Genomic DNA, 22,064 nt, shown 5'->3' on the forward strand with positions numbered 1-22,064 from the left:
TATTTCAGTTACTTAGCAAATTCAATCCAGTGGCTTTATTTGGGTTCAATTTTCGCAGCTGACAAGTGCTCCAAAACCTGCGCCAAGAGCTGATCAGGGTGTTCTTGGATGGATAATGTCAGTGCGGCCTCATCAGCACTCGGGACTTCTAAGTCCTTTAGCTGACTTTGCAATAAACTGGAACGCATATAATGACCTTGCCTTGCTGAAAGTCGAGCGGTGAGCAGGTCTGCTGATCCGTCTAAATAGACAAAAAACAACTCTCCCCCTTGTTCACGCAGTACGTCGCGGTAGCGTCGCTTTAAGCTTGAACAGGCCAGAACAACCGCTCCAGAATGCGCGTGTTGGCGAATTTCAGTGCCGAGCTTACGAGCCAAGGATGTCTATCGGCATCGGTCAGTGGAATGCCTGAGCTCATTTTGGCAATATTTTCGGGGGTGTGGAAGGCATCACCTTCTAAAAACGTGCCATTCAGTTGCTCGGCAAGACGCTTAGCGAGGGTGCTTTTGCCGCAACCGCACACTCCCATCACAACAATTTTGTATGGTTTCATCTATTACGTGTTCCGAAAAAAGACCCTGAAATGGAATTCAGGGCCAAACATGGTGTGAAAAAACAGAAAATAGAACTACTGATTTGAGCGGAGTTCAGTCAGTGCGGCTTGAAGCTCATCCCAGAGGTCTTGCCCAACGCCTTGTGCAATGGTTTGATTGACGTCCACCAGTCTTGAACGCATGCGCTCAACTTCTTCTAGACTAAGTTCATTGACCTTCATGCCTTTTTCTTGCAGTTCGGCAAGTGCCATTGCAGCCTCTTTGCGTGTATCTTCACGCTCAAAATCGCGCGCTGTTTTTGCCGCTTCAAGCAGAATGTCGCGTTCAGTTGCCGAGAGTCGATCCCAAAAACGCTTACTGACCAAAACAATCCATGGGCTGTACACATGGTTAGTGACGGTCAAATACTCTTGAACTTCGTAGAATTTGCTCGACAAAATCGTGTTGAAGGGGTTTTCTTGACCATCAACTGTTTTGGTTTCAAGCGCTGTAAACAGCTCAGAAAAAGCCATGGGCACGGCATTGGCCCCTAGATTTCTAAAACTATCCAAAAACACGTTGTTTTGCATCACGCGTAAACGTATGCCGTCCAGGTCTTCGAGCGATTCGACAGGGCGACGGCTGTTGGTGAGGTTACGAAAGCCATTTTCCCAATAGACTAAACCGATCAGTCCTTTTTCTTCGAGCTTATCCATCACTTTTTGGCCAACGGGGCCATCCAGAATCACATCGGCTTCTTCAGCGCTGTTGAATAAGAAAGGAGTGTCCCAAATGGCCATTTCTGACGCAATGCCGACAAGTGTTGCGGTGGAGCCGACCATCATCTCTTGAGCACCGCCTAAGAGGGCTTGTTGCATCTGAATGTCAGACCCCAGTGTTGCGCCACCAAAAGCACGAATCCGTAATTTTCCATCCGAAAGGCGTGACACTTCATCGGCAAACACTTTGGTGGCACGGCCTTGGTTTGAGTTTTCATTCAAACCATACCCAAAGCGAATCTGCCGTGTTTGGACATCGGCAACAGCATGGGAGACGATGGAGGCCCCAATCAGGCATGAGAGTAATAACGTTTTTATTTTCATTGGTCTATCCTCATTTACGATTATGTAAGGCTGGTTTAAAGCCTAGAGCAAAAACATCATGACAGCCATTTAAGAGGCCAGGTCACAATTTGTGGAAACAGAATCAACACGCCGAGTAAAAGGATGTACGCGGTAATAAAGGGCAACACACCTTTGACCACCGACTCCATCGGCATTTTTCCGACCCCCGACACTACGTTGAGAACCGTGCCAACTGGAGGCGTAATCAGCCCGATACAACCCGCCATGATGAACATTAAACCGAAGTAAACAGGGTCCACACCCGCCGCCGCAGCCATCGGTGCCAAGACTGGCGCCAGAATCAAAATGGAGGGCGTTAAGTCCATTACCATGCCGATAATCAACAGGAAGAGGACGGCCGCCAACATGAACAGCATTGGCTTATCCAATATGGGGGCGAAGAGTTCGATTAACTGGTTAGGTAGGTCGGCGAGGGTGATCATATAAGAAGACGCCATCGCAGCTCCCGCTAAAAACATCACAACCGATGTAGTTTTAGACGCTCTCACTAGCACTTGATAGAGTGCAGCTAGATTGAGCTCACGGTACACCAAGGTCGTGATGATTAAGGCGTAGACCGCCGCCACCACAGCGGCTTCGGTGGGCGTGAAGATCCCCCCACGCAAGCCACCAATAATGATGATGGGTAATAGCAAGGCCCAAATGCTGCGTCTTAGCACCTGTAAACGTGTGCCCCAAGACTCTTTTTCGGCAACAGGTAAATCCTTACCTTTTGCGACCCAACCCCAAGCGATTGCAATCGCAACGGCCATGAGAATGCCCGGTACAATACCTGCAATAAACAGCTGGCTGATGGACGTGTTGGTGGTAACGCCATAGATAATAAATGGCATAGAGGGTGGAATAATTGGACCGATAATACCGCCAGAAGCGATGAGCCCAGCACTGCTGCCATGTGGATAGCCTTGGCGTTTCATCATCGGCAGCAATAAGGTTGCTAAAGCCGCGGTATCGGCAATTGCAGAGCCACTCATCGAGGCGAGAAGAACGGATGCGCCGATGGCCACATACCCTAAACCGCCACGGACATGCCCAAAAAAGGCGCGAGCCAAATCAACGATGCGTTGAGACAAGCCGCCAGCTGTCATCAACTCTCCTGCTAGCACGAAAAAGGGGACTGCCAATAAAGGAAAGTTATCAAAACCGGCTTGGACATTTTGTGCCAATAACTGGGCATTAAAAAAGTCCAAGTGATACATTAACGCAACCGCGGTTAGCATCAAGGCATAGGCGATTGGGACACCTATGCTCATGGCGCTGAACAGGACCACTAAAAAAATTGCAATTGCCATTCGATGATACCTTATTCGGAAGGATGGGATGTTGGAGAAGTGGGTGCAATCCCACGTAGATCCTTCCAACATTCAACAATCAGTAATATCAGCATGCAGGCTGCCATGAGCAGAATCGCAGCGGCTGTTAAGCCCAGCGGATAGCCCAGCACGGGGCTGCGACTGTAGATGCCAACTTGAATTTGTTCCCAAGCACCTAGGATCAAGAGGCCTAGAATCCATGCAATCAAGCCACGGCCTATCCAGCGACAGATATATTGAAGTTTACGGGGTAAGCGGTTGATCAGTAGATCAAACACCAAATGCTCACGATCGACTGTGGCTAATATTGAACCGACGCAGACCAACCAAACAAAAAGTAAGCGTGCGATTTCTTCATAGCCGGAAATGCCCGTGTTGAACAGGTATCGAAGCACTACGTTTAAGAAGACAGCACAGACCATACCGAACATGCTTAGGGCTAACATCCCTTCCGCTGCATGGCGAAGGAGAGAAGCGCGGGGCTTCTCAGGCGTGATTTTAGTCATTGAACACAACTCATTTATTTTTATTGATAGCGCTAACATTTAGAGGTTTAAGATTAGCGTTGGACTATGTTGGTAAAGTTATCGCTTTAGTTTGGCGTCGTCAATAGGTTTTCTATAAAAATGTTAGCGCTAACATTTGTGGGGTCATGTTGTTGGTTGTCCTCTCGGAGGAAAAATCCCTTATGCTGCATGTTTATAAAATACAGTAAGGATCGTGTTTATGTTCAAGCCCGTGATACAGGAAGAAGTCTCAGGATGGTGCTTTTTTGTTGTATGTCGCTGTGACTTGGCAAGTGGTGAGGTACAATCAGTGCAACTTTCATATTCAATGTGCTGATTCCCTATGCCCCAAGATACGACTAACAACAATTTCTCTTCAATAGCAGCGTTTTTATGGTCGGTGGCTGACCTTCTACGTGGTGACTTCAAGCAATCTCAATACGGACGCATTATCCTTCCTTTCACACTGCTAAGACGCTTAGAGTGTGTGCTAGAAGCCACCAAGCCAGAGGTACTGGCAAAATACGAAACAGTCAAAGCCATGCCGATTGAGGCGCAAGATAAACTGCTCACCCACGCAGCGAAGTTAAGCTTTTACAATACCTCAAAAATGGATTTAAACCGCCTTGGTGAAACAGGCGTAGCAAGTAACTTAGAGAGCTACATTCAATCGTTCAGCCCTAATGCACGTGAGATTTTCGAGCACTTCGATTTTTTCAATACCATCGACAAACTGGAAGAGGCCGATCTGCTTTACAAAGTGGCAAAACGCTTTGCGACCACCGACCTTCACCCGAATACCATCAGCAACTATGGTATGGGGTTAGTGTTTGAAGAGTTGATCAGACGCTTCGCGGAGTCCAGTAATGAAACAGCAGGGGAGCATTTTACCCCAAGAGACATTGTTGAGCTGACCACTTCCTTACTCTTCACCAATGAGGAAGAGCTAACCAGTACAGGCTTGGTGCGTTCGATTTATGACCCAACAGCGGGTACAGGCGGCTTTTTATCGTCTGGTATGGAGTATGTTCATAAGCTGAATGACAAAGCCTCTTTGTCTGCATTTGGTCAAGAGCTCAACCCTGAGTCCTACGCTATCTGTAAAGCGGATATGCTGATCAAGGGGCAGAAGGTCGATAACATCAAACTGGGAAACACCTTATCGAACGACCAACTGCGCAACGATAAGTTTGACTATATGCTGTCAAACCCGCCGTTTGGTGTGGACTGGAAGAAAATCCAAAAACAAATCAACGATGAGCACACGCAAAAAGGTTATGAAGGTCGATTTGGCGCAGGCTTGCCACGCGTGTCTGACGGTTCATTGCTGTTTTTGTTGCACCTAATCAGCAAAATGCGCCCTGTCAGTGAGGGCGGTTCACGTATCGGTATTATCTTGAATGGCTCGCCACTCTTTACAGGTGGTGCGGGCAGTGGTGAAAGCGAAATTAGACGCTACATTCTGGAAAATGACCTGCTAGAAGCCATTGTGGCGCTGCCAACCGATATGTTCTACAACACAGGCATTGCCACTTATATTTGGGTGCTATCTAGCCATAAGCCTGCTCATCGCAAAGGCAAGGTTCAGCTGATCAATGCATCAAAAGAGCGTGCCAAAACGGGCGGTCGTGGTCGCAGTGGTGGCGGTGAAATTGAAGGAAATGATGAACACGTATTCTATGCCGCAATGCGCAAATCACTGGGTAGCAAACGCAAAGAGCTGACACCTGAAGCGATTGATAAAATCGTGCAAACCTATGGTCAGTTTGCCGAAAACGACTTTAGCAAGATTTTTGACTACAAAGAATTTGGCTATCGCCGCATTACCGTTGAGCGCCCGCTGCAACTGGCCATTTACCCGAAAGACGAACTGCGCCTTGAAGCCCTGCAAGCCGATAACGCTTGGGCGAAAATGGATGAAACGACTCAACAAGCCATTCTGGATGCGCTTGCTTCTTTTGAGGAAGCTAAATACTTATCGCGTGATAAGTTCCTCAAACAACTCAAAGCTAGACTAGTAGCCGTAAACCTCAGCGCAGTTCAACTAAAACTGATCGTCAAACACCTAGGCGAGCACGATGACGAAGCCGAAGTCTGTAAAACAAAAGGTCGGATTGAAGCTAACCCAGACCTGCGTGATAACGAGAACGTGCCACTAACTGAAAGCGTTGCCGATTACTTTGCTCGTGAAGTGCTGCCGCACGTGCCGAATGCGTGGATTGATGAAAGCAAGACCGACCCTAAAGATGGTGAAGTAGGGATTGTCGGCTATGAAATCCCATTTAACCGCCATTTCTATGTGTATCAACCACCAAGAGCATTAGAAGATATTGATGCGGATTTGGATGCGGTATCGGCTGAGATTATGCAATTACTGCACGAGGTGCATTCGTAATGACCATCGGCATTGAAAATCAGCATTTAGAGTTTAAGCAACAGCTGACAGACAAGCTTGATTTTGAAAAGGAGATCATCGCTTTTTTGAATTTACGCGAAGGTGGCGTGCTTTACATTGGCGTGGCCGATAATGGTGAGGTGATAGGTGTAGACAATGCCGACCAACTGCAACTTAAAATAAAAGACCGGATTAAAAACAATATTCAGCCCTCTACAATGGGCTTATTTGATGTGCTGCTAGAGCAGCACGCGGATAAAACCCTGATAAAAATTATCATCGCAGGCGGGCCCGAAAAACCCTACTACCTGACCAAAAACGGTATGACCCCCAAAGGTTGTTTTATTCGTATTGGTAGCGCCAGCGAGCCGATGCCCAATGACATGATTGAAGCCTTATTTGCCAAGCGGGTGCGTAATTCCATCGGCAATATTGTGTCGCGTTATCAGGATCTCAGCTTTGAACAGCTTAAGATTTATTACAATGCCTCCAGCTACACCCTTAATGAGCAATTTGCCAAAAACCTAGAACTGATGACACCGGACGGCAAACTGAACTACGCCGCTTACCTGCTCTCTGATCGCAACGGATGCTCAATTAAAGTGGGCAAATACAGCGGTACAGACCGCATGAACCTGATTGAAAATGAAGAGTACGGTTACTGTTGTTTGGTGAAAGCCACCAAAGCGGTGCTCGACAAACTGACGATTGAAAACCGCACCTTTACCCAAATCACCGCCAAAGAGCGATTAGTGCGCAAAATGCTCAACCCCGTTGCCCTGCGTGAAGCGGTGATTAATGCCATCGTGCATAATGATTTTACCCGCGAAGTACCGCCCAAGTTTGAACTGTTCAGCGACCGATTAGAGATCACCTCAGTGGGCAGTATTCCTGCGGGTTTAAGCCAAGAAGAGTTTTTTATAGGCTATTCAATCCCGCAAAATAAAGAACTGATGCGGGTGTTTAAAGACTTAGAAATGGTCGAGCAGATGGGTTCAGGTATCCATCGTATTTTGCAAGCCTACCCGCAAAGCATCTACCAGTTTAGCCAGAACTTTATTCGCGTGGTGCTGCCCTTTGCAGAGGGTTTTGTCGAGTCTCAAAGCGATGCCCCGGAAGCCACCGTGCAAGCCACCGTGCAAGCCACCGTGCAAGCCACCATGCAAGCTGATGAGCACGAGCAGAAGCTTCTCGCATTTTGCCAAGCACCCAAAACCAGAGAACAGATTCAGCAGCATTTAGGTTTAAAAAATCGAGACCATTTTAGAAAGTCGATCCTAAACCCACTGCTGGAAGCCGGTAAACTGGCCTTAACCATCCCCGACAAACCCACCAGCCCAAAACAGCGGTTTATCACCGTGCAGAACCCGCAATCGGGAGAGGTATCATGACAGGGCGTTATAAGGCTTATCCTGAATATAAAGATTCAGGGGTTGAGTGGGTTAATCAAATTCCAACTCATTGGAAATTTGGTCAACTATCTAAACTTTTTGAAATCAAAGCCGGAGGAGACTTAAAAACAGAGTATTTCTCACCTGTTTTGAGTGAATCGCATCCATACCCTATTTATACAAATGCTACGGATGAAAAGGCTGTGTATGGCTATACAAGTAGGGCATTTTATCAAGGCAACTCAATAACGGTATCTGGTCGTGGTGATGTTGGTTATGCTATTTACAGAGATAAACCATTCGATGCAATAATCAGACTGTTAATTTTGACACCTCGGAGTAATATTTGCTCGAAGTTCTTTATGTACTTCATTCGTGAGGTGATTGATTTTCAAGTAGAAAGTTCAGCGATTGGGCAACTATCAACAAATCAGATATCACCATTTAAAGTTGTTTTCCCCAACTTCGAAGAACAACAAAAAATCGCCAGCTTCCTCGATCACGAAACCGCCAAGATTGACACCTTAATCGCCAAGCAAGAAAAGCTGATTGAGCTGTTAAAAGAAAAACGCCAAGCGGTGATTTCTCACGCCGTAACCAAAGGGCTTAACCCTGATGCACCAATGAAAGATTCTGGTGTGGAGTGGTTGGGTGAAGTGCCTGAGCATTGGGATGTGACCCCGTTAAAACATCTTTGTCGTTTCTCTGGTGGTGGCACTCCAACCAAAGACAATTTGAGTTATTGGACAAATGGCACGATCCCGTGGGTATCTCCGAAAGATATGAAGTCACTAAGAGTGACTCAAACATGTGATTATATTACTGAGAAAGCAGTAGTTGAGTCCTCTACTAATTACGTTGACTCAGGAGCATTACTAATGGTTGTTCGTTCAGGTATCCTCCAACGAACTATTCCCGTAGCGATAAATGATAATGTAGTTACTCTGAATCAAGATATGAAAGCTTTGAAATTCAATAACAAAATGGCAGTAGATTTTGCTTTGTATTTTATTGTTGGAAATGAAAAAGCTCTTCTTCTTGAATGGTCGAAAGAAGGAGCTACGGTTGAAAGTATTGAACACGAGTATTTGGCTAATGGTTTATTATCTGTTCCACCATTATCTGAACAACTTTCTATTGTCCAATACCTGTCCGCCGAAATGGAAAAATTTTCACAATTAGAAACCAAAGCCAGTTTAGGAATAGAGCTTTTAAAAGAGCGCAAAACCGCCCTGATCTCAGCAGCCGTAACAGGCAAGATTGATGTGCGTCACTTTGTTGCAGAGCAGGAGCAGCCTCAAGGAGTGCAAGGATGAGTAACCTAAATAACCTGCTCCCCTTGAGCCAAGAGGTGGCCGCGCTGATCTGCAGTGCCAAGCAGCGTGCGGCCGCCGCCATTAATAATGAAATCACCTTGCTCTATTGGCAGGTCGGCAACCGAGTTCGTCAAGAGGTGTTAGGCGGTGGGCGGGCAGATTATGGCAAACAAGTGATCGCCACCTTAGCCTCTGAGTTAACGGCTCAATATGGTAAAGGCTGGAGTAAACGCAATCTTGCCCAAATGGTTAAATTTGCAGAGGTGTTTACTGATGCTCACATTGTGCAGACGCTGTCTGCACAATTGAGTTGGAGCCATTTTGTTATCCTTTGCGCTATTGATGACCCGCTCAAACGTGACTTTTACAACAGTCAATTGCGAATGCAAAGCAGCGAATCAACACCCAGGGCGGATAAATGAACCAAGAAAGATCATTAAGAGAGTTTCAGTTTCAAAACGACATCCTTGAGCAAATGCAGTCTCACGGTTGGTTACTGGGCGAGTCGAACAAATACAACAAAGCGTTGGCACTTTACCCTGAAGATGTGATTGCCTTTGTCAAAGCAACACAGCCTGAGCAGTGGGAAAAGTTATCTCAGCACTTCCCAGAGACGGAGCGCAACCCCAATGCTACGGCTGATGCGCTGCTTAAGTCTCTTGAGCAAGAACTGAAAAATGAAGGCACGCTGTGGGTGCTGCGCAACAAACTCAGTAATCGTGGGGCGAAGTTTGAACTGTGTAGTTTTAAGCCTGATCACGACTTAAACCCAATGGCAACCGCTCGTTATGAGCAAAACATTCTACGCGTGGTGCCAGAGCTGGTTTACTCACCCAATGGCTATGATGGGCGTTTAGATTTAACCCTGTTCGTTAACGGTATCCCTGTTGCGACCTGTGAGCTTAAATCTGAGTTTAAACAGTCGATTGATAACGCCAAAGTCCAATATATGAAGGACAGGCAGCCAAAAGACCCAAAAACGCGTAAACCAGAGCCGTTATTAACCTTTAAGCGTGGTGCATTGGTTCACTTTGCCGTGAGCCAATACAATGTCGCGATGACTACGCGCTTAGATGGCAAGAAAACCTTTTTCCTACCATTTGATCAAGGCACAAGCGAAGGTGGTAAGGGGAATGATGTACCCGAAGATGGTGGTTACGCAACGTCTTACCTTTGGAACGAGATTTTCCAAAAAGATAACCTGTTATTAATCCTTGGCCGCTACATTCACCTTGAAGTGAAAGATGTTGAAAACCTAGACGGTTCAATCGCTCAAAAAGAGACGATGATTTTCCCTCGTTATCATCAGTGGGCGGTCGTCTCTAAGCTGCTTAAAACGGTGGATAGTGAAGGCACAGGGCATAAATACCTTATCCAGCACAGTGCAGGCTCTGGCAAATCAAACTCGATTGCGTGGCTGTCTCATCAACTCGCATCAAAACACTACTACACCGACCATCCAGAGCTGAATAAAAAGGCAGGGGATAAGGTTTTTGATTCTGTTATTGTCATCACTGACCGAACGGTACTGGATAGCCAGTTACAGGACACGATTTATCAGTTTGATCATCACGAGGGGATGATTGCGCGTGTTAACCGAGAAGAAGCACAAGGTTCTAAATCCAGCCAACTGGCAGGAGAGCTAAAAGCAAGCACCTCGATCATTATCGTGACCATTCAAACCTTCCCACACGTTTTAGAAGCGATCCGCAAAGACTCAACCCTTGCAGGTCGAAGCTATGCCGTGATAGCAGATGAAGCCCATTCTAGCCAAACAGGGACAACCGCTCGCAAATTGCGTGAAGTGTTGATGAGCGAGCAGCTTGAAGGTGATGAAGAGAGCGCCAGCGGCGAGACTGAATTGTCGAGTGAAGATATGCTGCGTTTGTCACTGGAAGCACGTAAAGGCTCGAACAAGCTCAGCTACTTTGCTTTTACCGCTACGCCCAAGGCAAAAACACTAGAGCTTTTTGGTCGCAGACCAAACTTTGATGAGCCTGCGAGTGACACCAACAAGCCTGAGCCATTCCACGTTTACTCCATGCGTCAAGCAATTGAAGAAGGGTTTATTCTGGATGTGTTGCAAAACTACACCAGTTACCGAGTCGCTTACCAGCTAGCGCACAACAACCCAGATTTGGATCACGAGGTGGACAGTAAAAAAGCCGCTTCGAAAATGGCGAAATGGGTTCGCTTGCACCCGTATAACATTGCTCAAAAAGTAGAAACCATCATTGAGCACTTTAACGAGAAAGTGAAACATCTGCTTGGCGGTGAAGCTAAAGCGATGGTCGTCACCAGTAGCCGATTAGAGGCGGTGCGATACAAGCTTGCCTTTGAAAAATACGTTCAGGCAAAAGGTTATACCAACGTTAATGCAATTGTCGCCTTTTCGGGTGAAGTGAATGATCCTGATGTGCCCGATCACCCCTTTACCGAACTTAATATGAACCCGAAGTTGCGTGGTCGTGATATGCGTAAAGCCTTTGATACCACAGATTATCAGGTGATGCTGGTGGCGAATAAATTCCAGACGGGCTTTGATCAACCCAAGCTGGTGGCCATGTATGTCGATAAACCATTAAAAGGTGTTGAGTGCATTCAGACCCTTTCAAGGCTAAACCGAACTTACAAAGGTAAAGACAAAACCTTTGTGCTCGATTTTGTGAATGACCCAGAAGAGATTTTGGCTGAGTTTAAGGTGTACTTCCAAACTGCAGAATTGGCTGATGTGTCAGATCCCAACATCGTTTATGAATTGATGAAGAAGTTGGATAAGGTTGGCATTTACCAGTGGCGAGAGGTTGAGGCATTTGTTGAAGCCTACAACAACAAACAAGTGAATCAAGCTAAATTAGCGAATGTGTGCAAACCTGCCGTTGAACGTTTCACCGTTCGTTATAAAGAGGCCACGCAAGTGCTCCAATCCGCACAAGCGGAGCTGTCTAAAGCGAAAATTGAACCTTTTTCGCCCAAAGAGCGGGATAAGAAAATCAAGTTTGCAGAAAACAGCGTGAAACACGCCAAAGAAGCACGTGATATTCTGGAAGTGTTCAAGAAAGATTTAATCTCTTTCTATCGCTTTTATGAGTTTACGTCTCAAATCGTCAATTTTGAGGATTATGAGCTAGAAAAACTGAGTATCTACGCCAAATATCTTTACCCATTGCTGCGTCTTGATGTGGTTGAGGATGAAGTTGATTTGTCCGATGTGGTAATGACGCACTACCGCTTGCACGAACAGCGAGAAGCTGATCTACAGCTTGGCACGAAAATTGGCGAAGAGCCAAAACCCTATCTGCCCGTCGCAAAAGAGGGCTCTGGTGCGGTTCCAAAAGATCCTAAAACTGAACTACTGAACGAGATCATCCAAAGAATGAACGATTTGTTTATTGAAGATGGTTTGTCTGAGAAGGATATGCTCAATTACGCCAATACCATAGCAGGCAAGATTTCAGAAAATGAAGTGGTGATGGATCAGCTCCGCAGCAACAGCAAAGAACAAGCGATGCTCGGTCAATTTCCAGAATCGATCAACAACGCCATCATCGAGAGTATGGATGTACATAATGAGATGGCGATGAAACTTCTGTCAAATGAAGTCATTGCCAAAGGCTTTGCTGGACTGATGTTTGATGTGTTGATGAAGGGGCTGGGTAAGTCACAAGCTTAGTGTTTGAAGAAAGCCAGTGGGGGAGGCTGGCCTTCATTAGGGTATCCATTTTTTCAGTTTATTTAATAAACGGAGTTGGTTTTTCAGCAGGATACACGCGCACTTTACGTAAATAGTTTTGCTTCTTGTTCGCTGTTAGCTTGGGCCCTTATACTGCATGTCTAAAAAATACGTTAAGGAAAGTGTTTATGTTCAAGCCCGTGATACAGGAAGAAGTCTCAGGATGCGGAATTGCGTCGGCTGCCAACATTTTAGGAAAGACGTATCAAGAGATGAAGGTCATTGCCAACGCAATGGGCATTTATGCAGAGGATGAATTGCTCTGGTCTGATACTCGGTATGTGAGACGCTGCTCAGCCATGCAGGCGTTGAGACTTCGGTAGATGAAACACCCTTTGAGTCTTGGAGCGCTCTACCTGATTTAGCGTTGTTAGCCATCAAACACCATCAAGAAAACGGCAAAGACTTTTGGCACTGGGTTGTATTTAAGCGCTTAGAAGGGAAGACGTTTGTTTTAGACTCAGCCAGTTACCTGCCTTCTAATATTCGAACAGACTTTGATGAAATGCAGCCTAGATGGTTTATTGAGGTTAAGGGTGTTTGATTTAGTGGGTAAATTTGAAGCTCGACTGCATCCTTAAATGCTATTGTGCCTAACGTTGACCACGACTGAGGTATTCCATTGTTGAAGCGTGAGCTATTGGAAAAGTATCAAGTGATTGTCTACTTGATAGCCATTGTGTGTGGTCTGGCACTTGGCGCTTTTTTGCCAGCCCAAGTGGGTGTTTTGGAGCTGTTGCTTTGGCCTGTTCTAGGGGTATTACTGTACACAACCTTTACTCAAGTTCCACTGGCTCATATTCGCCAGGCATTTGCTGATACTCGATTTATTGCTGCCGCTGTGATGGGTAACTTCATTCTATTGCCTGTTGTTGTATGGGGTTTGATGGCGTTGGCACCTAATGAGCCCGCAGTTCGTCTTGGTATATTGCTGGTTCTGTTGGTTCCGTGCACTGACTGGTTTATCACCTTCACTCACTTGGGTGGTGGTGACACAAAGCACGCTATTGCTTTTTCCCCTGTCAGTTTGATACTTCAGGTTCTTTTGCTGCCTTTTTATTTGTGGTTGTTTCTTGGTTTTGATGTTGCATTAGAGATAGCGCAGCAAGAAATGCTACTGGCTTTTTTTGGATTGATTTTACTTCCATTGTTGGCGGCATTCCTGACAGAGAAATGGGCAGATAAAAATGCCCGTAGAGGGGCGATCATTCAGAAACTGGGTTGGTGCCCTGTACCCTTGCTTGCGCTTGTCGTCTTTTCGATTGCAGCGACCCAAGTTGGACTCGTTATGGATTCAGTCAGTTTGCTTGGACATCTGCTTTTTATCTTTATTGCCTTTCTTGTGATAGCCGCTCTAATGTCCCGTGCTCTTGCACAGATATTCAGATTGCCGACAGGGCAGGGGCGGGTATTGGCATTCAGTTTAGGAAGCCGGAACTCGTTTGTCGTACTACCGCTGGCGTTGGCATTGCCACCATCATTTGAGGTGGCCGTTGTTGTTATCGTTTTTCAATCCTTGGTCGAACTCTTTGGGATGGCGGCGTACTTGTGGTGGGTTCCGAAGGTGTTATTTTGTCCTGAAGAGATTATCCGATGGTCGCCTTAAAAGCATTCATAATTTGGGCTGGTATCCTCGTGCTAGCTGTTGGCAATGGTGTGCTGCGCGAGTCTGTCCTCATATCTAGTCTTGGAAGTGCGGCTGCGTTCGTGTTGAGTGGCATTCTGCTTTCCGTTTTGATCATTGTTGTGGCGTACTTTTCGCTTCCGTGGCTGCAAATCCAGAGCTCTATGCAGTTTTGGTTGATTGGGTTTTTCTGGCTGGCGCTTACGCTCGCCTTTGAGCTTTCTTTCGGGCTCTGGCAAGGAAAATCATGGTCCGTGTTACTTGAAGCTTACACATTTAAGGGCGGGAATATTTGGCCTATCGTTCTCGCAGCAACGCTCTTTGCGCCTTACATTGGGGCCAAGCTAAGGTGAAAAGCGGCTCAATAATGAGTCGTTTTACTACGATTAGCCATACACTGGAGATGATATGACATTCGAAGATTTGCGATCTGAAGTCCATGAAACATACATGAAATACTACGTTGCAGGATTTAAAGAAAACGACGTTTCACTGATCGATAAAATGGTCCAGTATCCTATCGCATACATTAAAAATGGTTCAGTTACCCTGTGTGATTCGTACCCCATAGATCCGAAAAGTCTCAAGGAAGAAAAAGGATGGGATCACTCTATTGATTGGAGATTTGAGGTAACAGCTGCCAATAATCTTGAAGCACATGCAGTAGCTTCGGCTGTCAGATGCAGAGCAGATGGCTCAAAAATTGAGAGCGTGCATGGGTTCTATGCTTTTACAATCAAAGGGTTTTGTCTGTTTCAGGAGTGTGATTCGGTCTTTTTGCAAGCGGTGTATCCAATACGTTTGGGCCAAGGTTTATGCAGTGCGTTAACACTTTCAATTGGTGACACGCCATAAAAAATAGTATATAAACACCCCTCAATTAATAACTGCAGTAGTAGGCCAAGCATTTTAGATTGTTGACAATTTAAGGTTTAAAGCAGGTAAGCTTATTTATAAGGATGTATAAATGACCAATATTATTTTATGTAATCAATCTTTACGTAGGGATATTTTAAGCAACACTTGTGGGATTGAAAGCAACCTTCTCTACGCTAGACAGGGCACTCAGCCTGAAACTCTTGCACGTTTTACTCCCTATGCGGCTTGTGAAGATTTTACCCCACAAGATCAACATATCCTCTCATGTCTGTCCGCGCCGAATGTATCAAGAGAGTTAACAAACCTTAGTTTGTCCTATGGTGAAAGGAACATACTGGCGATTGCCGATGTTTCGAATAGGCTAAATGAATACAATATTGGTTTGATTGGTGCTTCAACAAATGTTTACGTGAGTCGAATGGGTGAGTTTGGTCAAGCCGTCAAAGAGTATCAGGACGCCCTGTTAACGTATCGTGATACTATGCGCTCAGGTGCGACCCCTCTGTCCAAAATGACTGCAAAACATCGTGCTGAACGTAGCTTTGATCGGATGCAGGTTAGCTACCGCCATGAGCTCAGTAAGGTCAATTCACGCTCCCGAGCAAGCCGGCGAAGTACGCCGTTAACGAGTTCAACACGTGGAACGAATATTGCGCGAAGCAGCCGAAATGTCGCAAGTCTTAATTTGAACTCACGAATTGAGGCGGATAATTTAGTTCGATTTACTCAGTATGCCAAGTTTCTTGGAAATGGACTGACTGTTATCGACTTTACCAGCAGGGTTGGCCATATACACAACAGTTACGAAGCGGGCGGTGAGTGGGAGCGTGATCTTTTTATTGAGTCGAGTAGTTTTGCTGCAAGTGCAGTCGTTGGGACTGGTATTGCAAAAGCAGGTCTCGCAGGTCTTGCGTTTCTTATGGTTGCGACTCCCGTTGGTTGGGTTGGATTAATTGTTGGCGGGGCTGCAGTGGCTGGTACCGCAGCTGGTGCTTCACTGGGCATGAATTATTTGGTTAAAAACAATGCTGGGCGTTTTTATGATTCTATTTTGAATACGTTAAGGATCAGATGATGCTTGAAGAAATTGTTTTCGGAGTTGCATTTTCGATTATGTTTGTCGGATTGATTCTATTTGTAATCTTCGGTCAAGTTACAGTACGTAAGCTCAGAAAAAACCCTGATACAAAGCGTGCACTTGGAATGGAGTTATATAGCGGCTATGACATTTTTAATGTGGCGGGTGTGTTTTCAACTCCAAAATGGATAAGAACTCGCTTAGAGGCCTCACCTCTGAGCAGTTTATATGCAAACCATGACTTACTGTTTAAACACACAACCCGCTTTGATCGTGTGTTTGCTCGTATGGTGTGGATTTGTACCATGGGTCCCGCGTTTATATTATTGATTTTAGTCGTACTAAGCGCTCTCGGTATTACCGAATAACCTCTGCTTGGGTGTTCTGTAATAGGCTAGAAGCCATATTCTGTATAGCTCCTTGCATAAATGCTTGAACAGATGCAGTCGGTGGAGTTATCACTGGAGCCATACGATGGCTCCTTAATTCAAAGGAATTTTTTCGATGGCTTTTGAACATGTTTATTTAGTAACGAGTCGCTTGAATACTGTGACGCCTGAACAAGTCGCGAGTGCCGAGGAAACGCTCGGCTTCAAGTTTCCCGATGGTTACTCTGATTTCGTTACACGATTGGGCGAGGGAAGCTATTCGAATTTCGTTCGCGTTTATTTGCCTTCTCGGATTGTTGAGGAGCATCGTGAATTCCAAGATCGTTGGAAGCAGTATTTCTTTTGGGACAAGGGACATGAGGTTCTTACTAAGGAACAGATTGTCGAGTCATTCATTGTCGCCGATACAGTGCAGGGTGATGAATTGATTTTCCATCCGGCACAACCCAATTGCTTGTTTGTTTTGCCGCGTTATCATGACACTGTCTTTGTGGCGGGAAAGGGTTTTCCTGCTGCTGTGGACTGGCTTTGTAAATCGGGTCAATTAACTGATCCCATCACATTCGATAGCTTTGAATCATGGCAACAACGCCGAAGTCTTAAGTTTGTAGGTCCCGGGCAGTTCGAAACGGTAGCAAAAGCGCTAGAAGACCTTGGTATTCATGATCACATACAAACCGATGAAGAATACCCATTGCTTGAGATCTTTGTTTCTGATTTTCAAGGCAAGGTTGTTCTTACAGCGTATGATTCGCATGCGACAGCTTGGCTGACGCTTGATGCTGATGCGAACACCAAAACGATGCAAAGAGCGATTGCTTGCCTTGAAAGCTTGGGATTGGTTTGTCAGTAAGGATACAAATGAATAATGATAAACAACACCTAGTTACGTATTTATGCGGGTGTATCAGTCAAAAAGCGTTGGATTATCAGTAAAAATACCGTCCACACCCATTTCAAACAGACACTTGGCGGCGTTCGGATCATTCACTGTGTACACATATAGATCATAGCCCGCTTGTTTAATGGCTCTGGCCTGATCGGTGGTCAATTGGCTGTAATCCAAATGGATGCTGACAGCACCAAGCGATTCAGCAATGGATTGCCAATTATCCGGTAACGCTTCCCAGAGTTGTCCTAGTGGCCACTCGGGCTTGCGCTGCTGTATCAATTGCAGAATTTCCGTATCAAAACTTGAGATAATCAGTCGATCAAATGCCTGCCAATTCTGCTCCAACGCTCTAATACTTGGCTCAACGATCTGCTCGGCGCTGAAATGTTCGTAACGTTTGATTTCGAGATTCAATCCGAATTGATGTTGTGATAAAAATACCAGCATTTCGTCCAAGGTCGGAATCCGTTCAGCGCTGTATTCGGCTGAAAAATGACTGCCCACATCCACATGCGCCAGATCAGCATAGGTTAGAGACATTAACCGGCCCTGATCTTTGCTCAGTCGCGATAGCTCGTCATCGTGAAAAATCACCACGGTTCCGTCACCCACCAGATTGGCATCAATCTCGACCCAATCAATTCCCAAACGTTGAGTCAGGCGCATGGCACCTAAGGTGTTCTCTGGTGCCAGCTGTGCACAGCCTCTGTGTGCAATCAAACGGTTTGCGATCATTGTTTACCTGCTATCGATTCTGAATCAGTTTCTGGGTTGATCTGAGCTTGTCGCGCTTCATGTCGACGCTTTACTTCATAAGCGGCGGCAAACAGAATCGTGATCAAGATTAATATTAGCCCCAGTGCATTCACCGCCGGTGTTAGTCCTGTGCGCACTTTTGAGGCAATATAAATAGTCAATGTAGTGTCATGCCCCTTCACAAACAACGTGGTATTGTAGTTTTCGAAGGATTGCAGAAATGCAATCACAGCCGCTGACAGGATGGCGGGCATCAAGTAGGGCAGGAGTATACGACGGAAGACCTGAAAGTGCGAAGCACCTAGGCTGAAGGCGGCATTTTCCAGAGTCCGGTCAAAACGTTGCAGACGGGCCAGTATCATCAGCATGACGTAGGCGGCAATAAACGTTGTCTGGGCAATCATGGTCAAATAAATCCCACCACTCACACCGAGGCTGCGCCAAAAAATCAGTGTGGAAATCCCAATAATGACTCCGGGTGTCAGCAAAGGAGACAGCATTAGCCCGTAGAGGAAGTTTTTGCCGTTGCCACGGTACGTCGAAAGAAAGAGCGCACAAGCTACGCCAATTGGCACGGCGATCAACAACACACCCGCAGCGATAATGGCACTGTTCCCTAACGCTTGCCACATGCCAGAGTCTTGCCATAGCTCCTCAAACCACTTGAGTGTGGTGCCGCGCCAAGGGGATATGGTTGGAAAACGGCTGTCGTTGAAGGTTGCAGCTGACATGATAATCAGTGGGGTAAACAGATACAAAAAGAACAACGTAATGTAAAAGCGTATGCCCCATTTCAAGATGCTGTGTGAACTCATCTGGCAATATCTCCCAGACCTACTTTAAACAGGCGCATCATCAGCACAATAAAGCCAATACAAAGCAACAGCAAAATGAAGGCATAGGCGGCACCCTGATTCCAGTCACCGCCCTCAAAAAACCAGTTATAGATGATTTGTGTAAACCAGCGACTGCCAGGTGAGCCTAGCAGGGCAGGGACGGCATAACTGCCAGCCGAGAGCATGAACACCATGATACAGCCGGTGGCGATGCCGGGCTTTGCATGTGGGATGATGATGCGATAGTGAGTGCGTATCCAGCCTGATCCAAGGTTGCGTGCGGCTTTTATCTGATTGCTGTCGAGGCTTTCGATGGCATTGTACAGTGGGAAAATCATGAACAGGATATAGGCGTAGACCATACCAACGATGACACCACCGTCGCCGGATAAAAAGCGAATGGGTCGATCAATAAATCCTAGGCTGAGTAACAAGGCATTGAGTGGCCCTCGGTAAGACAGGATGATAAACCATGAAAACGTGCGCAGTATCTCGTTAATCCAAAAGGGGATGATCAGCAGCAGCACGCACAGGGCGGCCTGCCGGGGAGTAGCAACTTTTGCGAGGTAGTACGCCAAGGGATAGCAGACCACCAGTGTACAGACGGTAACCAGTACGCTTGACCAGATGGTTTTAAAGAAAATACTCTGATGAATGGCGTTGTTGGCCAAGGTTGCGTAGTTCTTCAGTGTGTACTGATCGTCCGGGCCACCGATCTGGCTGGGAGGCAGGTTTGGCCTCAGGGAGTAATCAATCATCAGGATTTGCGGCAGAATCACCAGCATCACCAGCCACAAAAACATCAGCAAAAAAATGCCTAAAGAGACCCAAGGGCCAAAGCGTTCGGAGAGTTGTTTAAACATCGCGAGCCCCTGACATGATCATGGCATCTTCGGCGGCGAAACCAAAAATGATCAGATTTCCGGGGGCAACATCACCTAGGTTCATATCGCTCAAAAGTTGAATTCGCAGACGGTGTTGACTCTTTAAAGGCGTTGCTTCCATCATCAGATATGCACCCTCAAAATTCAGCTCCCGAATTTGAGCTGTAAAGCAATTGTCACTCATGGACGTCCGGCGAGTCAGTAATTCGGGACGAATAAAGAGCAGAGCCTTGTCGCCGAGACGAAATGTGTCGTGTGTATGACCGCTTAGGCGACCCAGATCGCCACAATCCAAGGTGACCCGAGTGCCATCAATCGCAACGACCTGGCCCTCAATGCGATTGTTTTCGCCCACAAAAGAGGCCGCAAATGGGGTTGCAGGGGTTCGGTAAAGTGTCATCGGATCGGCAACCTGTTGTAACTTGCCTGCCGACATGACCGCCACTCGGTCCGACATAGTCAGCGCTTCACCTTGGTCATGGGTGATATAAATAAAGGTGATTCCGGTTTTGCGCTGGATGTCTTTCAGTTCTGTGCGCATATGTTGGCGCAGCTTCAGATCCAAGGCGGAGAGGGGTTCATCTAAGAGCAATACTCGAGGTTCAACTGCTAGGGCGCGAGCAATCGCAATGCGTTGTTTCTGTCCACCTGACAGGTCACTGATTCGCTTATCTCGGCACTCAGGCAGCGCTACGAGATTGAGCAAACGCTCAGAAACTTTGCGACGTTCCGCTTTGCGGACACCGCGAACTTCCAGACCAAACTCAATATTCTCGGCGACGGTCATGAGTGGAAAGAGCGCTAAATTCTGGAAAATCATTGAGGTAGGACGTTTGTTGGCAGGGACTTGGCGCATATCCTGCCCACCAATCCGGACTGTGCCCTCGGTAGGGTCAAGGAAGCCACTGATAATATTCAGCAAGGTGGTTTTGCCACATCCAGAAGGTCCCAAAAAACTGAAGAACTCGCCCGATTCTATTTTTAAATCGGTTTGTTGAACGGCAACAAAATTGTCGAACCGCATCATGACATTATCAAGATGAACACTACTATCCATAACGTCTCACATAGCGTCGGTGAAGCATGACCCTGAGATTAGGGTCATGCAGAGGGCATTCCAAACTCAATCAAGCAGATAGGTAACGGTCTTGGTATTCGTTACGCAGGGCGACATACCAAGGCTCCTGAATTGGCCACCACCAGAGGTTTTTCAGGTCATCTTCTGTATAAGAATCAATGAAGAACTGCTTGGTTTCTTCTGGTAACAGCTCTGCAGCCCCTTTAGAAGTGGAGTTATACCCCGTTGCTTTAACAAACATTGCGCCAGCTTCAGGGGTGTAATACCAGTTAATAAACTCGTACACTGCATCGACATTGTTCGCATTTTTGGGAATAACAAAGCCCTCCATCCAAGCCATCGCACCTTCTTTGGGTGCCGCATAGGCCATGGGCTCACCGTCTTTAATCAGGTTGAAGGCAGTGCTGTCCCAGGTTTGTCCGATGATTGCGCCATTGGCCAAGAATGCTCCTTGTGCTTCATTTTCAGTGGACCAGAACTGTGCGATCATGTGCTTGTGCTCGGTGGCCACTTTTAAAATGACATCAAAGTTAGCACGCATAGCCTGCTCGTTCTTGTAGGAGTCCAGCAGTGGGAAGGGTAATTTCCCTGCTTTTTCCAGCCACAGACCGATACCGACCAGAGCCGAATGGCCACGTACCGTGACACCATCTGCGTGCTCAGGAAGCCACAAGTCACCGTAGCTGAGGTTGTTACGGTCCACTTTGGCCAGCTCTTTGTTGTAGCAGATGGCTTCCGTACCCCAGTCGGAAGGGGCAAAGTAACGTTTGCCATCGACAATGCCACCCACTTCAGAGCCTTCTATCGCGCTTTCCAAGGCACCGTCCCAGTTAATGCGGCGGGTGTCCAGCGGTTGTACCAGATCAAACTCGACATAACCCGGCACACGGTCCACGGTTGGCATAATAATATCGAAACCGCTGCCGTCGGTAGCACGCAGTGAGTTCATCAGTTCATCATTGGTACCGTAGGGGGTGAAGGTGGCATTAATGCCTGTTTTTGCTTTGAAATCGGCGAGCATTTCATCCGTGATGTAGCCTGCCCAGGCATAGATCCGCAGTTCACGGCTGGAGGCCAGTGTACTGTTAATAAAAAATGGACTGACGGCAAGTGTTCCAGCCGCAGCAGCTCCTTTCAAAAATTGGCGACGTGAGACGGTCATGGCGTATTCCTGATCTTAAATAAATAACTTGGATGTTCATCAAGGTTAGACCATATTCCATAAAAGTGAAATATTTATGAAAATACGAACATAAGCGAAAAAATAAACGCACAATAGGTGCGTTTAGATGGGCTGTAGCTGCGATGGAGGGAAT

General features: G+C 46.5%; 21 protein-coding genes and 1 pseudogene. 12 read left to right on the forward strand and 10 right to left on the reverse strand.

Annotation, left to right across the window (positions count from 1 at the left end):
* Positions 1 to 35: 35 nt before the first annotated feature.
* The 5 genes from D791_RS00985 to D791_RS01000 form a co-directional block, all read right to left on the reverse strand.
* Positions 36 to 377: a gluconokinase gene (locus tag D791_RS00985; protein WP_202806781.1), complete on the reverse strand. Its 342-nt coding sequence runs from the start codon at positions 375 to 377 to the stop codon at positions 36 to 38.
* A complete protein-coding gene (locus D791_RS20235; protein ID WP_202806782.1) occupies positions 302 to 553 on the reverse strand; it encodes a gluconokinase in 252 nt (83 codons plus the stop codon). The genes D791_RS00985 and D791_RS20235 overlap by 76 nt, the downstream gene beginning before the upstream one ends.
* A gap of 75 nt (positions 554 to 628) precedes the next feature.
* Complete coding sequence (locus D791_RS00990; RefSeq protein WP_036506625.1) at positions 629 to 1,636, reverse strand: TRAP transporter substrate-binding protein; 1,008 nt, start codon at positions 1,634 to 1,636, stop codon at positions 629 to 631.
* Between the two features lie 56 nt (positions 1,637 to 1,692).
* Positions 1,693 to 2,970 (reverse strand): TRAP transporter large permease, encoded by a 1,278-nt coding sequence (locus tag D791_RS00995; protein ID WP_036506626.1) that lies wholly within the window; start codon positions 2,968 to 2,970, stop codon positions 1,693 to 1,695.
* An 11-nt stretch (positions 2,971 to 2,981) separates the two neighbouring features.
* Positions 2,982 to 3,497, reverse strand: a complete 516-nt coding sequence (locus tag D791_RS01000; RefSeq protein WP_036506627.1) for a TRAP transporter small permease — start codon at positions 3,495 to 3,497, stop codon at positions 2,982 to 2,984.
* Positions 3,498 to 3,840: 343 nt separating this feature from the next.
* Between D791_RS01000 and D791_RS01005 the strand changes: the two genes are divergently transcribed.
* The 12 genes and pseudogenes from D791_RS01005 (at position 3,841) to D791_RS01060 (ending at position 17,155) form a co-directional block, all read left to right on the forward strand.
* On the forward strand, positions 3,841 to 5,892 hold the full coding sequence (locus D791_RS01005; protein ID WP_036506630.1) for a type I restriction-modification system subunit M: 2,052 nt from the start codon (positions 3,841 to 3,843) through the stop codon (positions 5,890 to 5,892).
* Positions 5,892 to 7,283, forward strand: coding sequence for an RNA-binding domain-containing protein (locus D791_RS01010; RefSeq protein WP_036506633.1), 1,392 nt, complete (start codon positions 5,892 to 5,894; stop codon positions 7,281 to 7,283). Before D791_RS01005 ends, D791_RS01010 begins: the two co-directional genes overlap by 1 nt.
* Positions 7,280 to 8,599 (forward strand): restriction endonuclease subunit S, encoded by a 1,320-nt coding sequence (locus D791_RS01015; protein ID WP_036506636.1) that lies wholly within the window; start codon positions 7,280 to 7,282, stop codon positions 8,597 to 8,599. Before D791_RS01010 ends, D791_RS01015 begins: the two co-directional genes overlap by 4 nt.
* On the forward strand, positions 8,596 to 9,021 hold the full coding sequence (locus D791_RS01020) for a DUF1016 N-terminal domain-containing protein (protein WP_051513835.1): 426 nt from the start codon (positions 8,596 to 8,598) through the stop codon (positions 9,019 to 9,021). Before D791_RS01015 ends, D791_RS01020 begins: the two co-directional genes overlap by 4 nt.
* Positions 9,018 to 12,272, forward strand: coding sequence for a type I restriction endonuclease subunit R (locus D791_RS01025; RefSeq protein WP_036506638.1), 3,255 nt, complete (start codon positions 9,018 to 9,020; stop codon positions 12,270 to 12,272). Before D791_RS01020 ends, D791_RS01025 begins: the two co-directional genes overlap by 4 nt.
* 188 nt (positions 12,273 to 12,460) lie before the next feature.
* Positions 12,461 to 12,876 (forward strand): annotated as a pseudogene (locus D791_RS01030) (hypothetical protein).
* Positions 12,877 to 12,957: 81 nt separating this feature from the next.
* Positions 12,958 to 13,938: an arsenic resistance protein gene (locus D791_RS01035; protein ID WP_036507287.1), complete on the forward strand. Its 981-nt coding sequence runs from the start codon at positions 12,958 to 12,960 to the stop codon at positions 13,936 to 13,938.
* Positions 13,926 to 14,309 carry a hypothetical protein gene (locus tag D791_RS01040; protein WP_036506642.1) on the forward strand — a complete coding sequence of 128 codons (384 nt, stop codon included), beginning with the start codon at positions 13,926 to 13,928 and terminating at the stop codon, positions 14,307 to 14,309. Before D791_RS01035 ends, D791_RS01040 begins: the two co-directional genes overlap by 13 nt.
* 55 nt (positions 14,310 to 14,364) lie before the next feature.
* On the forward strand, positions 14,365 to 14,811 hold the full coding sequence (locus tag D791_RS01045; RefSeq protein WP_036506644.1) for a hypothetical protein: 447 nt from the start codon (positions 14,365 to 14,367) through the stop codon (positions 14,809 to 14,811).
* Between the two features lie 112 nt (positions 14,812 to 14,923).
* Positions 14,924 to 15,910, forward strand: a complete 987-nt coding sequence (locus tag D791_RS20185; RefSeq protein WP_036506646.1) for a hypothetical protein — start codon at positions 14,924 to 14,926, stop codon at positions 15,908 to 15,910.
* Positions 15,910 to 16,281, forward strand: a complete 372-nt coding sequence (locus D791_RS01055; protein WP_237748467.1) for a hypothetical protein — start codon at positions 15,910 to 15,912, stop codon at positions 16,279 to 16,281. Before D791_RS20185 ends, D791_RS01055 begins: the two co-directional genes overlap by 1 nt.
* Positions 16,282 to 16,417: 136 nt before the next feature.
* The gene (locus D791_RS01060) at positions 16,418 to 17,155 is read left to right on the forward strand and encodes an SMI1/KNR4 family protein (protein ID WP_036506650.1); all 738 of its coding nucleotides are present in this window, start codon (positions 16,418 to 16,420) and stop codon (positions 17,153 to 17,155) included.
* Positions 17,156 to 17,209: 54 nt separating this feature from the next.
* Here D791_RS01060 and D791_RS01065 read toward each other — a convergent pair whose 3' ends face one another.
* The 5 genes from D791_RS01065 to D791_RS01085 all read right to left on the reverse strand — a co-directional run bounded on the left by D791_RS01065 (position 17,210) and on the right by D791_RS01085 (position 21,910).
* Entirely contained in the window at positions 17,210 to 17,929 is a 720-nt protein-coding gene (locus D791_RS01065; protein WP_036506652.1) for a glycerophosphodiester phosphodiesterase family protein, read from the reverse strand.
* A complete protein-coding gene (locus tag D791_RS01070; protein ID WP_051513840.1) occupies positions 17,926 to 18,765 on the reverse strand; it encodes an ABC transporter permease in 840 nt (279 codons plus the stop codon). Before D791_RS01070 ends, D791_RS01065 begins: the two co-directional genes overlap by 4 nt.
* Positions 18,762 to 19,649 carry an ABC transporter permease gene (locus D791_RS01075; protein WP_036506654.1) on the reverse strand — a complete coding sequence of 296 codons (888 nt, stop codon included), beginning with the start codon at positions 19,647 to 19,649 and terminating at the stop codon, positions 18,762 to 18,764. The genes D791_RS01070 and D791_RS01075 overlap by 4 nt, the downstream gene beginning before the upstream one ends.
* A complete protein-coding gene (locus D791_RS01080; protein WP_036506658.1) occupies positions 19,642 to 20,727 on the reverse strand; it encodes an ABC transporter ATP-binding protein in 1,086 nt (361 codons plus the stop codon). Before D791_RS01080 ends, D791_RS01075 begins: the two co-directional genes overlap by 8 nt.
* Before the next feature lie 70 nt (positions 20,728 to 20,797).
* Positions 20,798 to 21,910, reverse strand: a complete 1,113-nt coding sequence (locus D791_RS01085; protein WP_036506660.1) for a substrate-binding domain-containing protein — start codon at positions 21,908 to 21,910, stop codon at positions 20,798 to 20,800.
* Positions 21,911 to 22,064 lie beyond the last annotated feature (154 nt).

It is taken from the genome of Nitrincola nitratireducens (genome assembly GCF_000585235.1).
In the GTDB taxonomy this organism is placed as follows: domain Bacteria; phylum Pseudomonadota; class Gammaproteobacteria; order Pseudomonadales; family Balneatricaceae; genus Nitrincola; species Nitrincola alkalisediminis.

Coding starts and splice junctions, on each gene's coding strand:
- D791_RS20235 (WP_202806782.1), bottom strand. CDS start 553: ATGAAACCATACAAAATTGTTGTGATGGGAGTGTGCGGTTGCGGCAAA.
- D791_RS00990 (WP_036506625.1), bottom strand. CDS start 1,636: ATGAAAATAAAAACGTTATTACTCTCATGCCTGATTGGGGCCTCCATC.
- D791_RS00995 (WP_036506626.1), bottom strand. CDS start 2,970: ATGGCAATTGCAATTTTTTTAGTGGTCCTGTTCAGCGCCATGAGCATA.
- D791_RS01000 (WP_036506627.1), bottom strand. CDS start 3,497: ATGACTAAAATCACGCCTGAGAAGCCCCGCGCTTCTCTCCTTCGCCAT.
- D791_RS01005 (WP_036506630.1), top strand. CDS start 3,841: ATGCCCCAAGATACGACTAACAACAATTTCTCTTCAATAGCAGCGTTT.
- D791_RS01010 (WP_036506633.1), top strand. CDS start 5,892: ATGACCATCGGCATTGAAAATCAGCATTTAGAGTTTAAGCAACAGCTG.
- D791_RS01015 (WP_036506636.1), top strand. CDS start 7,280: ATGACAGGGCGTTATAAGGCTTATCCTGAATATAAAGATTCAGGGGTT.
- D791_RS01020 (WP_051513835.1), top strand. CDS start 8,596: ATGAGTAACCTAAATAACCTGCTCCCCTTGAGCCAAGAGGTGGCCGCG.
- D791_RS01025 (WP_036506638.1), top strand. CDS start 9,018: ATGAACCAAGAAAGATCATTAAGAGAGTTTCAGTTTCAAAACGACATC.
- D791_RS01040 (WP_036506642.1), top strand. CDS start 13,926: ATGGTCGCCTTAAAAGCATTCATAATTTGGGCTGGTATCCTCGTGCTA.
- D791_RS01045 (WP_036506644.1), top strand. CDS start 14,365: ATGACATTCGAAGATTTGCGATCTGAAGTCCATGAAACATACATGAAA.
- D791_RS20185 (WP_036506646.1), top strand. CDS start 14,924: ATGACCAATATTATTTTATGTAATCAATCTTTACGTAGGGATATTTTA.
- D791_RS01055 (WP_237748467.1), top strand. CDS start 15,910: ATGCTTGAAGAAATTGTTTTCGGAGTTGCATTTTCGATTATGTTTGTC.
- D791_RS01060 (WP_036506650.1), top strand. CDS start 16,418: ATGGCTTTTGAACATGTTTATTTAGTAACGAGTCGCTTGAATACTGTG.
- D791_RS01065 (WP_036506652.1), bottom strand. CDS start 17,929: ATGATCGCAAACCGTTTGATTGCACACAGAGGCTGTGCACAGCTGGCA.
- D791_RS01070 (WP_051513840.1), bottom strand. CDS start 18,765: ATGAGTTCACACAGCATCTTGAAATGGGGCATACGCTTTTACATTACG.
- D791_RS01075 (WP_036506654.1), bottom strand. CDS start 19,649: ATGTTTAAACAACTCTCCGAACGCTTTGGCCCTTGGGTCTCTTTAGGC.
- D791_RS01080 (WP_036506658.1), bottom strand. CDS start 20,727: ATGGATAGTAGTGTTCATCTTGATAATGTCATGATGCGGTTCGACAAT.
- D791_RS01085 (WP_036506660.1), bottom strand. CDS start 21,910: ATGACCGTCTCACGTCGCCAATTTTTGAAAGGAGCTGCTGCGGCTGGA.